Source organism: Anaerobiospirillum thomasii (assembly GCF_900445255.1).
Taxonomy (GTDB): domain Bacteria; phylum Pseudomonadota; class Gammaproteobacteria; order Enterobacterales; family Succinivibrionaceae; genus Anaerobiospirillum_A; species Anaerobiospirillum_A thomasii.
Map to the genome: position 1 here is coordinate 1,227,678 of NZ_UAPU01000007.1, position 13,208 is coordinate 1,240,885.

The 13,208-nt window shown below is 42.2% G+C and carries 15 protein-coding genes; 8 read left to right on the forward strand and 7 right to left on the reverse strand.

The genetic code is table 11. The features are described 5' to 3' along the window. Positions 1–16: 16 nt before the first annotated feature. From lptB to DRZ93_RS12670, 5 genes are read right to left on the reverse strand one after another with little or no spacing between them, the layout of a single operon-like run. Positions 17–742, reverse strand: a complete 726-nt coding sequence (gene lptB, locus DRZ93_RS12650; protein ID WP_113743296.1) for an LPS export ABC transporter ATP-binding protein — start codon at positions 740–742, stop codon at positions 17–19. Positions 743–754: 12 nt separating this feature from the next. Next, positions 755–1,276: a lipopolysaccharide transport periplasmic protein LptA gene (lptA, locus tag DRZ93_RS12655; protein WP_113743295.1), complete on the reverse strand. Its 522-nt coding sequence runs from the start codon at positions 1,274–1,276 to the stop codon at positions 755–757. Next, on the reverse strand, positions 1,245–1,784 hold the full coding sequence (gene lptC / locus DRZ93_RS12660; RefSeq protein WP_172458251.1) for an LPS export ABC transporter periplasmic protein LptC: 540 nt from the start codon (positions 1,782–1,784) through the stop codon (positions 1,245–1,247). The genes lptA and lptC overlap by 32 nt, the downstream gene beginning before the upstream one ends. A gap of 35 nt (positions 1,785–1,819) precedes the next feature. Further along, positions 1,820–2,380, reverse strand: coding sequence for a KdsC family phosphatase (locus DRZ93_RS12665; RefSeq protein WP_113743293.1), 561 nt, complete (start codon positions 2,378–2,380; stop codon positions 1,820–1,822). After that, positions 2,380–3,348, reverse strand: coding sequence for a KpsF/GutQ family sugar-phosphate isomerase (locus DRZ93_RS12670; RefSeq protein ID WP_113743292.1), 969 nt, complete (start codon positions 3,346–3,348; stop codon positions 2,380–2,382). Before DRZ93_RS12670 ends, DRZ93_RS12665 begins: the two co-directional genes overlap by 1 nt. A 442-nt stretch (positions 3,349–3,790) precedes the next feature. Here DRZ93_RS12670 and DRZ93_RS12680 point away from each other — a divergent pair, with 442 nt between their 5' ends. Genes DRZ93_RS12680 through DRZ93_RS12705 form a run of 6 tightly spaced genes read left to right on the forward strand, consistent with a single transcriptional unit; the run spans position 3,791 to position 7,754 of the window. Beyond that, positions 3,791–4,588 (forward strand): ATP-binding cassette domain-containing protein, encoded by a 798-nt coding sequence (locus DRZ93_RS12680; protein ID WP_113743290.1) that lies wholly within the window; start codon positions 3,791–3,793, stop codon positions 4,586–4,588. After that, entirely contained in the window at positions 4,588–5,361 is a 774-nt protein-coding gene (gene mlaE, locus DRZ93_RS12685; RefSeq protein ID WP_113743289.1) for a lipid asymmetry maintenance ABC transporter permease subunit MlaE, read from the forward strand. Before DRZ93_RS12680 ends, mlaE begins: the two co-directional genes overlap by 1 nt. An 8-nt stretch (positions 5,362–5,369) precedes the next feature. Beyond that, a complete protein-coding gene (gene mlaD, locus DRZ93_RS12690) occupies positions 5,370–5,870 on the forward strand; it encodes an outer membrane lipid asymmetry maintenance protein MlaD (protein WP_113743288.1) in 501 nt (166 codons plus the stop codon). Between the two features lie 13 nt (positions 5,871–5,883). Continuing rightward, complete coding sequence (locus DRZ93_RS12695; RefSeq protein WP_113743287.1) at positions 5,884–6,516, forward strand: MlaC/ttg2D family ABC transporter substrate-binding protein; 633 nt, start codon at positions 5,884–5,886, stop codon at positions 6,514–6,516. Between the two features lie 4 nt (positions 6,517–6,520). Next, a complete protein-coding gene (locus DRZ93_RS12700) occupies positions 6,521–6,775 on the forward strand; it encodes an STAS domain-containing protein (protein WP_172458253.1) in 255 nt (84 codons plus the stop codon). Next, positions 6,756–7,754 carry a bile acid:sodium symporter family protein gene (locus DRZ93_RS12705; RefSeq protein ID WP_113746708.1) on the forward strand — a complete coding sequence of 333 codons (999 nt, stop codon included), beginning with the start codon at positions 6,756–6,758 and terminating at the stop codon, positions 7,752–7,754. Before DRZ93_RS12700 ends, DRZ93_RS12705 begins: the two co-directional genes overlap by 20 nt. 28 nt (positions 7,755–7,782) lie before the next feature. Here the strand turns inward: DRZ93_RS12705 and DRZ93_RS12710 are convergent, their stop codons facing one another. Then, positions 7,783–8,175 carry a DUF2750 domain-containing protein gene (locus DRZ93_RS12710; protein ID WP_113743284.1) on the reverse strand — a complete coding sequence of 131 codons (393 nt, stop codon included), beginning with the start codon at positions 8,173–8,175 and terminating at the stop codon, positions 7,783–7,785. Position 8,176: 1 nt separating this feature from the next. Beyond that, on the reverse strand, positions 8,177–11,014 hold the full coding sequence (gene uvrA, locus DRZ93_RS12715; RefSeq protein WP_113746709.1) for an excinuclease ABC subunit UvrA: 2,838 nt from the start codon (positions 11,012–11,014) through the stop codon (positions 8,177–8,179). A 228-nt stretch (positions 11,015–11,242) separates the two neighbouring features. Between uvrA and DRZ93_RS12720 the strand changes: the two genes are divergently transcribed. Both DRZ93_RS12720 and DRZ93_RS12725 read left to right on the forward strand, forming a co-directional pair. Then, a complete protein-coding gene (locus DRZ93_RS12720; RefSeq protein WP_113743282.1) occupies positions 11,243–12,013 on the forward strand; it encodes a single-stranded DNA-binding protein in 771 nt (256 codons plus the stop codon). Positions 12,014–12,119: 106 nt separating this feature from the next. Further along, entirely contained in the window at positions 12,120–13,172 is a 1,053-nt protein-coding gene (locus DRZ93_RS12725; protein ID WP_113743281.1) for a rod shape-determining protein, read from the forward strand. The last annotated feature ends 36 nt before the right edge of the window (positions 13,173–13,208 follow it).

Sequence of the window (13,208 nt, forward strand, 5' to 3'; positions counted from 1 at the left end):
TATGTGTGTTCCATATCTACAGTGAGAAGTTGTCTCCAAGATAGGAGGCCTGTACATTCTTGTCAGCTAAAACCTCCTGAGCAGTGCCTTTGGCAATGATGGTACCTTCATTAACAATATAGGCAGTCTGGCAGACATCTAAAGTCTCTCTTACATTATGATCTGTGATAAGTACACCGATACCGCGTTTGCACAGTTTACGTATAATCTCTTTGATTTCAGCTACAGAAATAGGATCAACACCAGCAAAAGGCTCATCAAGCAGGATAAATTTAGGATTGGCGGCCAGGGCTCTTGCTATTTCAACACGTCGTCTTTCACCGCCGGAGAGAGCCATACCTAAGGATTTTCTAATCTTGGTAATAGAAAATTCCTCTAAAAGCTCATCAACGCGCTGCTGTTTTTCAGCATTGGTCATATCAGGTACAAGCTCGGCTACACCCATGATGTTCTGTTCAACTGTAAGCTTTCTGAAAATGGAATTTTCCTGAGGCAGATAGCCAAGACCGTGTCTGGCACGCACATGCATAGGACTGTGCGTAATATCCACACCGTTTAAAAGTACAGAACCATGCTCTGGTGTAATAATGCCTACAATCATATAAAAGGATGTGGTTTTGCCCGCACCATTGGGACCTAGCAGACCTACAACGCTTCCAGAGTGCACCTTAAGAGATACATCACGTACCACAGTGCGCTTTTTATATGATTTTTTAAGATTTATAGCCTCGAGCTCTATCATTTAATACCTTTACTATTTCTGCTTTTGTAGTTCTGAAGGAATAAATGTGGATGACACTCTTCCTCCCTGAGCTTTTTGATTGTTGGCGCGCATTTTCTGAGTCTTTATATTATATTCTATGCGCTCTCCCTCCATGCGTGATTCGCCCTGCCAGATGGAGGCCTTGCCTGAAAGTACTACTAAAGACTCCTGCGGCATATATGACAAAGTGGCAGACCTGGTGTTAATTGGTTTGCCGTTATCAAGCAGCTGCTTGAAGGTTACAGGTGTGCCATAGGCAATGATAGACTTGAGTTTACCACTTTTAGAGCGTGTCACCTCAATCTTGTCAGCTACAATTTCCATTGTACCCTGAGTTGCCTTTACATCACCCTGAAAGATGATTTTATCGTTGCTAAGATCGGCAAGCTGCTCTTTTGACACCACATTTATGGGCTGAGAGTAGTCACTCTGCAATGCAAATGCAGGTGCGACGCCCATAAGAAAAACTAAAAGAGCAGTTTTAATTATTGAAGTATGTTGCATGTGGGCCATCTGTAATCCTAAACTGTTTTTTATTAAGATCTATTTTAAAATCTGATCCTGTATTTTTAAAATTAGGTCCTACTATTTCTATAAAATCATGTGAGCTTATAATGCCTTTCATAAGATCATAGCGCATATTTTCAGCTCTTATACTGCTTATAAAGGCATCTTTGAATTTTGGCACAACCAGGATATTACCCTTGAGCGTTGCAAAGTTGTGCAGTTTTATAGTGCCCTCATCTGCTGTAAGTTCATAGGTTCTGTACCTGTCATTATCAAGCTTTTCATAATAGGTAATCTGTGGCTGTCTGATATTGGCTACCTCATCTTTTTTATAAAAGACAACATGTGAGGTACTAAATTCATACTTGATATCACCATGCTCGCTATAGGAACGCCCCTGAAATCCACTTGATTCAAAGGCAGGGAGATTGGCTACTATATCATCTTTATTTCCGTCGTTTATAGTGGTAAAGCGATAGAGCACAATGGATACTATCACCAGTATAAAAGACATAATTATAGACTTTATAGTAGTGCTCATCTTGTAACTTACCTATTTAAAAAAGTAAAACCATCAAAATCAAGTACGCCTTTTGACATAAGCAGTAAATCGCAGATCTGCCTTGCAGCGCCATGGCCGCCGTCAAAATCGCTTATTATATTTACATGATTTAAAACAGCTGGGTGGGCATCTGCAGGACATGCAGACAGACCTGCTATAGCCATCATAGGCATATCGTTTATATCATCGCCAAAGGCTAAAACCTCATTTAAAGAAATTTTAAGCTCATTGCAGATGTTGCCAAGGACTACAGCTTTATCCTTTACACCCTCGTAAAGATAGGTAATCTTAAGCTCATCAGCTCTGCGTTTTACCATCTGAGAGCTACGTCCTGTGACAATACATACATTAATATCTGTGTTATGGGTTATAGAGGCAATGCCCATACCATCTTTTATGCCGAACTTTTTTAATTCATCACCCTGACTGCTAAAGTAGATTCCGCCGTCAGTAATAGATCCGTCAACATCAAAGACAACACATTTTATCGTTCTTAGGGAATCCATTAAAGATAATGGATATGTGCCATAACAGGTTGTAACAGACATTAGATTATACCCGCCTGAAGAAGATCATGCATATTAAATGCGCCTATTGGCTTTTTGCTGTCATCTATAACCAGCATAGCCAAAATTTTCTTGTTCTGCATCTGTGCAAGAGCATCTGCTGCCAGAGTCTGTTCATGTACCGATGCAAAGGAATTGGTCATGATAGTATCAATACTGTCCTTTATAGAAATATTTTTCTCAAGCGTACGTCTTACATCACCATCGGTATAGACGCCTACGGCATAACCCTGCTCATCTACGACACATACCATGCCAAGACGCTTTTGTGTCATTTCAATAAGTGTATCCTGAATAGATGTACCTGTTTTTATAATAGGCAGATCTTTTCCTTTATGCATAATATCGCCACAGCGTACTAAAAGCTTGCGGCCAAGAGCGCCTCCTGGATGATACAGGGCAAAATCTCTTTCGGTAAAGCCTCTGGCTTCAATAAGAGCTACAGCAAGAGCATCGCCTATGGCAAGTTCGGCTGTGGAGCTTGAGGTGGGGGCTAGATTCAAAGGGCAGGCTTCTTTTTCAACATGGGCTGACAGGCATACATCTGAGGCCTGAGCCAGGCTTGATTTTACATTGCCGGTTATAGCTATAAGAGGGATCTGACGTCTTTTGAGTATAGGTATCATGACTTTAAGCTCAGAGCCTTCGCCTGAGTGTGAGGTGGCAATAACCACATCTTCTGTACCAATCATACCCAGATCACCATGGGCAGCCTCTCCTGCCTGCACAAAAAAAGACTGTGTCCCGGTAGATGCCAGCGTAGATGCAATTTTGGAGGCAATATGACCTGATTTGCCTACACCTGTGAGCACCACTTTACCCTTGCAGGCTAAAAGTATTTTGCAGGCATTGACAAAATTATCATCAATACTGTCTTTTAAATTTAAAAGAGCCTGTGCCTCTTCCTGAAGCACTCTGCGTCCTGCCTCTATACATTTTTGTGTAAGCATAAATCTACCTCAAATCTTTTGGAGTATAAAAGTGTTAAAAAGGATAGCATAGATTTTAAGATTGGATTAAGGATAAAAAAGATTTTTTAAAAATTTGCGTGCTTTTTGCATGTTTATTGAGTTGTACCTACTAAAATACTGTTTTATACAGTCGTTTGTCTGCAATTTATTTTTATCTGCACTCTTTTTTAGATAAAAAAGCACATGGTTTATGTAATGCATGTTTATAAAATAACGCTTCACGTCCATTTGTCTGACAGCAAATACCATATTTTTTTTTAAAATATGCATTTGACATGCAACTTTATTGCAGGTGTCTGTTATAAGGGTGAAATTAGACGCTAGAATTGACACAGATAAAGTTAAAGAAATACATCGCAGGCGTATTGCATCATATATAATTGTACTTTTTTAAATAACTAAGTTTCATGGAAATAGATTAATGGTCGACACTGAAGATCTTGTGGTGATAGATGATCTCTCCTTTCATTATGGAAACAGGACAATTTATGATCATATTTCACTTAAGATAAAGAAAGGTAAGATTACAGCCATACTTGGCCCTTCAGGCACAGGTAAAACCACACTGTTGCGTCTTATCGGAGCTCAGCTGGCCCCAAGTTCTGGCAGCGTGCTTTTTGACAATATAAATATGCATACTCTAAATCGTGCCACCTTATATAAGGTGCGCAAGAGAATGAGCATGCTCTTTCAGAGTGGTGCACTTTTTACAGATATGACTGTTTTTGAAAATGTAGCCTTTCCACTGCGGGAGCATACCAATCTGCCAGAGACTCTTATCCGCGATCTGGTGCTGATGAAACTTGAGGCTGTAGGTTTGCGCGGTGCTAGTGATTTTATGCCGCAGGAGCTATCTGGCGGTATGGCAAGACGTGCAGCTTTAGCCCGCTCCATTGCTCTTGATCCTGATCTTATAATGTACGATGAACCTTTTGTCGGACAGGATCCTATAACCATGGGCATTCTGGTCAAGCTTATCAAGGATTTAAACAGTTCTCTTGGTATTACTTCACTGATTGTGACCCATGATGTGCAGGAGGTTTTGAGTATTGCCCACTATGTCTATATTCTGGCTGACGGCAAGGTTATAGGACATGGCAGTACGCAGGAGATTAAAAACTCAAAGGACAGTCGAGTCATTCAGTTTATCAATGGTGATTATGACGGTCCTTATGCTTTTAAAATGAAAACGCAGCGTAATCTTATAGAGGAGCTTTAATGTTTGGTTTTATAGGAGCTCTTGGCAGCTACGCTATTGCTAAAATAAACTCACTTGGCAAATCGACCATAATGCTGTTTCATGCACTCGTAGGAGCGCCTGATTTTAAAAAGCACTTTCCACTGCTTGTAAAGCAGATTTATTTTGTAGGAGTGCAATCGGTCATTATTATTCTGGTATCAGGTCTGTTTATAGGCATGGTTTTAGGTCTGCAGGGCTTTAATATTCTAAAGGATTTTATGGCTACAGGCTCATTAGGACCTCTGGTGGCTCTTGCCATTATACGTGAGCTTGGACCTGTGGTTACAGCTTTGCTCTTTGCCGGTCGCGCAGGCTCAGCCCTAACGGCTGAGATCGGTCAGTTAAAGGCCTCAGAGCAGTTATCATCCATGGAGATGATGGCAGTGGATCCTCTGCGCCGAGTTATATCACCACGTTTTTGGGCAGGTGTCATATCCATGCCGATACTCTCAATGCTCTTTTGTCTTGTAGGTATTTACGGAGGCAAACTTGTGGGTGTGGACTGGCTTGGTCTTGATGACGGCATTTACTGGTCTGGCATGCAGGCTGCTGTTGAATTTGTCGATGATATTGGCGGCATGATGATTAAAGCCTTTATCTTTTCAATAGCCTGTGTCTGGATTGCTCTGTTTAACGGTTATAACTGTATTCCATCTTCACAGGGAATATCCAATGCCACCACCTCAACTGTGGTGCAGTCATCCCTTGTGATTTTAGGTCTGGATTTTGTATTAACAGCTTTGATGTTTTAGGATTTGGTATGAAGTTTTCAAAAATAGAATTCGGCGTAGGCCTGTTTATGATACTTGGCATTGTTGCCTCTGTAATCATGGCCCTGAAAGTTGCAGGACTGGTGCTTGACAGCTCCTCTGACACCTATACAGTAAAGGCCAAATTTGAAAATATTGGCTCATTGAAATTAAGAGCACCGGTTAAAATAGGTGGTGTGGTCATTGGCCGTGTCTCTGCCATTACTCTTGATAAAAAAGAGCTTGTTCCTGTAGTTGAGATGTCAATTGAAAGCCGCTTTAATGAGCTTTCTGACGAGTCAAAGGCTTCAATTGTAACTGCAGGTATCATTGGAGAGCAGTACATATCCATAACTCCTGGTTTTTATGATGAAGATCTTGGATCTGAGTATTTAAAGGAAGGAGACTTTATACGCGATACAGGATCTGCTGTAGTTCTTGAAGAGCTTATAGCCAAGTTTTTATACAATTCCTCATCAGAGGATAAATCAGAAGATAAGAGTGAAAAATAAAGGAGCATAGATTATGTTTAAAAAGATTTTAGCCCTGGGAGCCGCATTGGCTCTTGTGTTTGCAGCATCTGCCCATGCTGTGGATATGAAAGATCCATACAAGGTTGTAACTGAAGTTGCAACTTCTACCTTTGACAAGCTCAAAGAGAATAAGGACAAGCTCTCTGATATTGAGTTTAGAAAGACTTTAATACGTGAGGAGCTTCTGCCTTATATTGACTATAAGTATGCTGCCTATAAGGTTATTGGCAATCAGTTAAAGCAGACTGCACCAGAGGACAGAGAGGCCTTTGCCGATGCTTTTGCCGAGTATATTGTAGCAAGCTTTGCCGACGCCCTTGGCAAGTATTCAGATCAGGAACTTGTAGTACCTGAATACAAGAGCGTAGGTACTGATGAAAAGCTTGTAAATGTAAAGTTTTTAATTCGTGAAAAAGGCAAACAGGATCTGGTTGTTGTCTTCTCCATGCGTAAAAACAACAAGACAGGAGAGTGGCGCGCCTTTGATATGGTAGCTGAGAATATCTCCATGTTAACAGCCAAGCAGTCAGAGCTTGCTCCTTTAATCCGTGACAAGGGTTTAAAAGAGGTTACAGCCATGCTTGAAAAGAATAATGCCAGCGCCGGAACTGTTCCTCTTAAGTAATACGATGTACGATTTTGATTCACTGACTGTCAGCAACGTTCCTGCTCTGTGGGAACGTCGCGATGAGATCTTCAAAGACAGCGTATTTGATATGGGTCAGATGCAATCTGTTGATTCAGCTGGTATTGCCTTTCTTGCGCAGTGGGCTTTATCAAAGCATGATAAAAAACTCAAGTTGCAAAATGTCAGCGACAGTGCTCTGGCTCTGATTAAAACCTTAGGTGTTTCTGATTTGTTTGATGCACAAAAATCAGTTTGAACTCTTTGTCAGAAAGTATACGCTCCTTGCCTCTATAGGCATGGGCGTAATTCTTTATGTAATTTACAGACATTTGAGCTTTTTAAATCCCTACAAGGTGCAGATTAAGGCTCTAGTGCTTGATATTGTGCCTTTTTTAATCTTTGGTATGCTCTATGTTGCCTTTTGCAAAATAGACATCAAAAGCATGCGTCTGCGCATGTGGCATCTGATTTTAATCATTGCACAGATTGGTATTCCTTTTATCATTGGCTTTATGCTCTCTAAAGATTATGTATCTGACAGAGAGGTATATGAAGGCCTTATGGTGCTTATTATCTGCCCAACTGCGGCCGCATCTGCCATTATCACTGGCAAGCTTGGTGGCTCTGAGGCATCACTGACAAGCTATACTCTTGTGTCAAATGTAGCTGCTGCCATAACCATACCCTTTATTTTTGCCTATGCAGGAACCAAGGTTACAGCTTCATTTGCAGATCAGATGATACTTATTGCCAATAAGGTTTTTCCAATGATTTTGTTGCCTTTGCTGCTGGCTTTTGTATCGCGCTATATATTAAAAGGCATACACAGCTTTTTAATCACAACAGGCAAGGATCTGCCTTTTTATATGTGGGCTTTGACATTAACTATTGTCACAGCTCAGGTAGCCTCAACTCTTGTCAATGCCTCAGTTGATCCTGCCACTATGGCCTATCTTGCATTTATAGGTTTTGTAGCCTGTATAGGGCAGTATGTCTTTGGCAAGTTTGTGGGTAATTTCTATGCACAGCGTGTCAGTGCAGGGCAGGGGCTTGGGCAGAAAAATGTGGTTTTTGCCATCTGGCTTGCAGCTACATATTTTAGTCAGAGTGCTGTAATTGCAGCTGCCTGCTATATGATTTTTCAAAACGGCTTTAATGCTCTGCAGCTTTTTTACAAGGACACCTATGATAAAAAACGCGCTGCAAAAGGCCTTAAGCCTTATCAGGAAATATAAAAAAGGCTCTGTACAGAGCCTTTGTCATTTATTCGCCTTTGCTAAAATCAGGCTCAAGTACTGTAAAATCGCTCTGCCCTACAGGCATAATGCCAAGTAAAATGCTCTCAGCCTGTAAAGGTGCGCTAAGATTGTCCTTAAAATCCTTTACTGATAGTGACACAACTTTAAGATCCTCTTTTTTGTCATCAAAAGAGTCAATTAAAGCCTGTGCAAAGCGTGGGTGGCAGAAGACAGGCATTACAGTGCTTTTAACTCCATCCTCATCCTCACTGTCATCTCCAAGCAAGAACAGATCATCTCCCTGGCAGATAAAGACCACAATCTCATGCTCTTTGAGCTTTTGCAGGAAAAAAGACTCTCTGTACTCGGCATTGAGGGCAGATACAGCCTCAAACTCTTTGTCGGTAATTTCAAACATGTTAATACCCTCTTTGTAAAATTGGTTTTAAAAAAGCACCGGTAAATGATTTTTCACACCTGGCAATCTGCTCTGGTGTGCCAGTGGCAATAATCTCGCCGCCGCCGGAGCCTCCTTCAGGTCCTAAATCTATAATATGATCTGCCATCTTGATAACATCAAGATTGTGCTCAATTACAACTATGGTATTGCCCTCATCACGCAGTCTTATAAGCACTGACACCAGCTGTTTTACATCATGAAAGTGCAGACCTGTGGTAGGCTCATCTAGCACATACAGTGTATTGCCTGTTGAGCGTTTTGACAGCTCCTTTGACAGTTTGATACGCTGCGCCTCTCCTCCTGAAAATGTAGTGGCGGCCTGACCTAGGGTAATGTAGGACAGTCCCACATCCACCAGGGTTTTGAGTTTTTTGGCAATGGATGGAATAGCCTCAAAAAACTCATGGGCCTCTTCAATGGTCATTTCAAGCACATCAGATATGCTCTTACCTTTGTAGGTTATATCAAGAGTTTCTCTGTTATATCTTTTACCGTGGCACTGCTCGCATTTGACATAGATATCTGGCAGAAAGTGCATGGAGATTTTTATGGTGCCGTCACCCTGACAGGCCTCACAGCGTCCACCTTTGACATTAAAGGAAAAGCGTCCTGGACCATAGCCGCGGGCTCTTGCCTCATGGGTGCTGGCAAAAAGCTCACGAATTGACTGAAACAGTCCTACATAGGTTGCAGGATTGGAGCGCGGGGTACGGCCAATAGGACTTTGATCAATACAGATGATTTTATCAAAATGCTCAAGGCCCTCAATTTTCTTGTAAGGGGCCGGATCATCATTGGCTGTAACCTTGTTGAGCTCGCGCTCTGCCACACGTACAAGAGTGTCATTGATTAAAGTTGATTTGCCAGAGCCTGAGACGCCGGTTACAACTACAAGCTGACCGCATGGGATAGTGGCATCAACATTTTTAAGATTGTTGCCGCTGCAGCCTGAAAGCTTAAGGACCTTGCCCTTTTGCATTTTGACTCTGTTTTTAGGTATATCAATGCGCAGCTCTCCTGACAGATATTTTCCTGTCAGCGAGTCTTTGCATTTTATAATTTCAGCTACAGTACCCTGTGCCACCACACTGCCGCCATGCACACCAGCACCAGGACCTATATCAATAATATGATCAGCCTGCCTTATGGCATCTTCATCATGCTCAACCACAATTACAGTATTGCCAAGATCGCGCAGGTGCACCAGGGCATCTAAAAGCTTCTGATTGTCTCTTTGATGCAGACCTATTGACGGCTCATCAAGGGTGTACATGACACCCACAAGACCTGCACCTATCTGTGAGGCAAGACGTATGCGCTGTGCTTCACCGCCTGAAAGTGTTTCAGCAGAGCGTGACAGATTAAGATAGCCAAGACCTACATTTTCAAGAAAGGTTAATCTGTCTTTAATCTCTTTTAGGATACGATCTGCAATCTTATGCTCCTGTGAGCTTAGTTGTATGTTTTCAAAAAACTCTCTGGCCTTGACAATGGACATGGCATTGACAGATGGCAGGGAAGTATTGGCCACAAAGACATGGCAGTACTCATGCTTGAGTCTTGCGCCATGACAGGATGGACACTCTTTTGAGGACATGAGCCTGCTAAGTTCCTCTCTTATGTACTCAGAGTCAGTCTCTACCATACGTCTTTTAAGATTAGGTATGACACCTTCAAAAGGCTGTACACTTTTTCTTGATTTGCTGCCATCTGCTGAGGTGAAGTTTATCTCTATGGCCTCTTTGCCTGTGCCGTATAAAAACAGCTTCTGCTCGCGGGCACTAAGATCGTCAAAAGGTGTGTGCTCATCTATGCCATAGTGGGTGCATACAGCCTTTAGCATACGATAGTAGAAAAATGAGCGCCTGTCCCAGCCGACAATGGCTCCTTCAAAAATGGATTTGCTTTTATCAGGTATAATCTTGTTTATATCAAAGACCATCTGCGCACCAAGACCCTCACACTCAGGGCAGGCTCCATGCGGATTGTTAAAGGAGAAATTGCGCGGCTCAAGTTCGGCTATGGCATAGCCGCACTCAGGGCATGAATAGCGCGATGAAAACAAAAGCTCCTCATCTTCCCCATCAATAGGGGCAAGCACGGCAAGACCGTCTGCAACTTTAAGCGCTGTTTCAAAGGATTCGGCCAGACGCTGTTTTATATCATCCTTGATTTTAAATCTGTCTATTACAACATCAATATTGTGTTTTATATGCAGCTGCAGATCAGGAGGATCTGAGAGATCGCAGATTTCATTATCAATTCTGGCTCTTATAAAACCATCGCGGGCCAGCTCTGCTAAAAGCTGTTTGTATTCACCCTTTCGGCCTCTTACCACGGGAGCTAAAATCATATATTTCTCACCAGATGGCTTTTGCATGGTCTGATCTACCATCTGCGATACAGTCTGAGCCTTAAGCTCAACACCATGCTCAGGACATCTTGCTGTACCCACCCTGGCCCAGAGCAGACGCAGATAGTCATGAATTTCTGTAATGGTGCCTACAGTGGAGCGCGGGTTGTGTGATGTTGACTTCTGCTCAATGGAAATGGCAGGAGACAGACCTTCTATGGATTCAACATCAGGTTTGTCCATAAGCTGTAAAAACTGACGGGCATAGGCAGAGAGAGATTCGACATAACGTCTCTGGCCTTCAGCATAGAGGGTATCAAAGGCAAGAGAGGATTTGCCAGATCCTGAAAGGCCGGTTATTACACACAGTTTATCGCGAGGAATGGTGAGATTTACATTCTTGAGATTATGGGTTTTAGCCCCACGGATAATAATATTCTGCATATGTTTTGTGCATTAAATAACAAAAATTATTAGATTGTCTCTTAATTTTTTGGATATATGAAAAAATAGCATGATTTTTAAGTTTTTAGATCTTCAATTAAGAGTGCTTCTGCTATTATAATCATACATATTTTACGGTAGATTTAGATCTATTCAAGATACATGATAATTTTTAGAATCAGATTTAATACTTATAAAGTTTAGAAATACACAATAAGGGTAAATTTTATGGCTCGTGGAGTTAATAAAGTAATATTGATTGGTAATTTAGGCGACGAACCTTTATGTAGATCGACTCATAGCGGTTGCAGTGTGACAAACATTTCCATGGTTACAAACGAAGTCAGAAGAAATATCGATACAGGTGAGACAACAGAATACGCTGAGTGGCATAGAGTAGTAATGTGGGGCAAGCTTGCAGATATAGCCAAGCAGTACCTGCACAAAGGATCACAGATTTATGTTGAGGGTAAGCTACGCACCCGTTCATTCCTTGATAAACAGGGACAAAAGCGCAGTGTAACTGAAATTGTTGCAGATGAAATGCAGATGTTAGGTTCAAGACAGGGTCCTGCCAATTCCATGGGTAATGGCATGCCTAACAACCGTCGTCAGAATCAGATGGGCGGTTTTAACAATCAGAACATGGGCAACAGCATCTATGGTAATGAGCAGCCAACACTGTCACAGCCACAGAATAATTTTAACTCCATGAACAATATGGGTATGAGCCCTATGGGCGGTATGAATTCAATGAACTCCATGCAGGGTATGGGTTCTATGGGATCATACGGTCAGGATAATATGTCAAATATCTATGGCTCCATGGGAAACAATGATATGCCTTCAGATCTTGATGACAGGGAGATGATGGATGGTTCTCACAACAGCATGATGGCTGAGAACAGAAATGTCCAGGCTCCTGTAATCTCAGGCGGTGTCAATGAGAACAAGGTTGATAAACAGCCATCTCTTGATGTTGACGAAATTCCATTTTAATTAAACAGGTGGGTATACGCCTTTTGCCGGGGCGTATAAACCCAGGGTTATAAACTTTTATAATTTTTGAATTTTCAGAAATTTACAATTACGTTAGGCTGTGCAGATGTTTAAAAAGCTTCGCGGTATGTTCTCAAATGATTTGTCCATAGATCTGGGAACAGCAAACACTTTAGTTTACGTCAAAAATAAAGGTATAGTTTTAAATGAGTCTTCAGTTGTGGCTGTAAGACTTGACAGAAACGGAACCGGCGGTCAGCGCAAGGTTTACGCAGTAGGTAAGGCCGCCAAGGTCATGTACGGTCGTAATCCTGACAATATCGAAGTTATCCGTCCTATGAAAGACGGTGTGATTGCAGACTTTCAGTACACTGAAAAGATGCTGCAGTACTTCATTGACAAGGTTCTTACAGGATCACATTTCTTCCCGTTCAAGCCATCTCCACGTGTGCTTGTGTGTGTTCCATGTGGAGCAACACAGGTTGAAAGACGCGCTATCCGCGAGTCTGTAGAGGGTGCTGGTGCTAGTGAAGTATTTTTAATCACCGAACCAATGGCAGCTGCTATTGGTGCAGGTCTGCCTGTATCTGAGGCTGCAGGTTCCATGATTGTAGATATTGGCGGCGGTACTACCGAGGTGGCCATTATTTCATTAAACGGTGTGGTTTACTCATCATCAGTACGTATTGGCGGTGATAAATTCGATCAGGCCATTGTCAATTATGTAAGAAACACAAAGCGCTATGAAATTGGTGAAACAACTGCAGAGCAGATTAAGATACAGATTGGTTCTGCCTATGCCGAGCAGGAAATGCATGAGATGGAAGTTCGCGGCCGTTCAGTGGTTGAAGGTGTACCACGTTCTTTCACTTTAAACTCAAATGAAATTCTTGAGGCTCTCTCTGATCCTATCAAAGGCATTGTTTCGGCTGTACGTGTGGCTCTTGAGAAGTCTCCACCAGAGCTTGCTGCCGATATCGCTCAGCGCGGCATGATGCTCTCAGGCGGCGGTGCCTTACTGCATAATCTTGATAAACTGCTGCGTGAAGAAACAGGTATTCCGGTAATTGTAGCTGAGGATCCTTTAACCTGTGTGGCCCGTGGCGGCGGTCGTGCGCTTGAGATGTACGACTCTCAGGACAATGAGATCTTTGATTAATTAAAGGGGAGATTACTCCCCTAACAGGATATATAC

Coding starts and splice junctions, on each gene's coding strand:
- lptB (WP_113743296.1), bottom strand. CDS start 742: ATGATAGAGCTCGAGGCTATAAATCTTAAAAAATCATATAAAAAGCGC.
- lptA (WP_113743295.1), bottom strand. CDS start 1,276: ATGGCCCACATGCAACATACTTCAATAATTAAAACTGCTCTTTTAGTT.
- lptC (WP_172458251.1), bottom strand. CDS start 1,784: ATGTCTTTTATACTGGTGATAGTATCCATTGTGCTCTATCGCTTTACC.
- DRZ93_RS12665 (WP_113743293.1), bottom strand. CDS start 2,380: ATGTCTGTTACAACCTGTTATGGCACATATCCATTATCTTTAATGGAT.
- DRZ93_RS12670 (WP_113743292.1), bottom strand. CDS start 3,348: ATGCTTACACAAAAATGTATAGAGGCAGGACGCAGAGTGCTTCAGGAA.
- DRZ93_RS12680 (WP_113743290.1), top strand. CDS start 3,791: ATGGTCGACACTGAAGATCTTGTGGTGATAGATGATCTCTCCTTTCAT.
- mlaE (WP_113743289.1), top strand. CDS start 4,588: ATGTTTGGTTTTATAGGAGCTCTTGGCAGCTACGCTATTGCTAAAATA.
- mlaD (WP_113743288.1), top strand. CDS start 5,370: ATGAAGTTTTCAAAAATAGAATTCGGCGTAGGCCTGTTTATGATACTT.
- DRZ93_RS12695 (WP_113743287.1), top strand. CDS start 5,884: ATGTTTAAAAAGATTTTAGCCCTGGGAGCCGCATTGGCTCTTGTGTTT.
- DRZ93_RS12700 (WP_172458253.1), top strand. CDS start 6,521: ATGTACGATTTTGATTCACTGACTGTCAGCAACGTTCCTGCTCTGTGG.
- DRZ93_RS12705 (WP_113746708.1), top strand. CDS start 6,756: ATGCACAAAAATCAGTTTGAACTCTTTGTCAGAAAGTATACGCTCCTT.
- DRZ93_RS12710 (WP_113743284.1), bottom strand. CDS start 8,175: ATGTTTGAAATTACCGACAAAGAGTTTGAGGCTGTATCTGCCCTCAAT.
- uvrA (WP_113746709.1), bottom strand. CDS start 11,014: ATGCAGAATATTATTATCCGTGGGGCTAAAACCCATAATCTCAAGAAT.
- DRZ93_RS12720 (WP_113743282.1), top strand. CDS start 11,243: ATGGCTCGTGGAGTTAATAAAGTAATATTGATTGGTAATTTAGGCGAC.
- DRZ93_RS12725 (WP_113743281.1), top strand. CDS start 12,120: ATGTTTAAAAAGCTTCGCGGTATGTTCTCAAATGATTTGTCCATAGAT.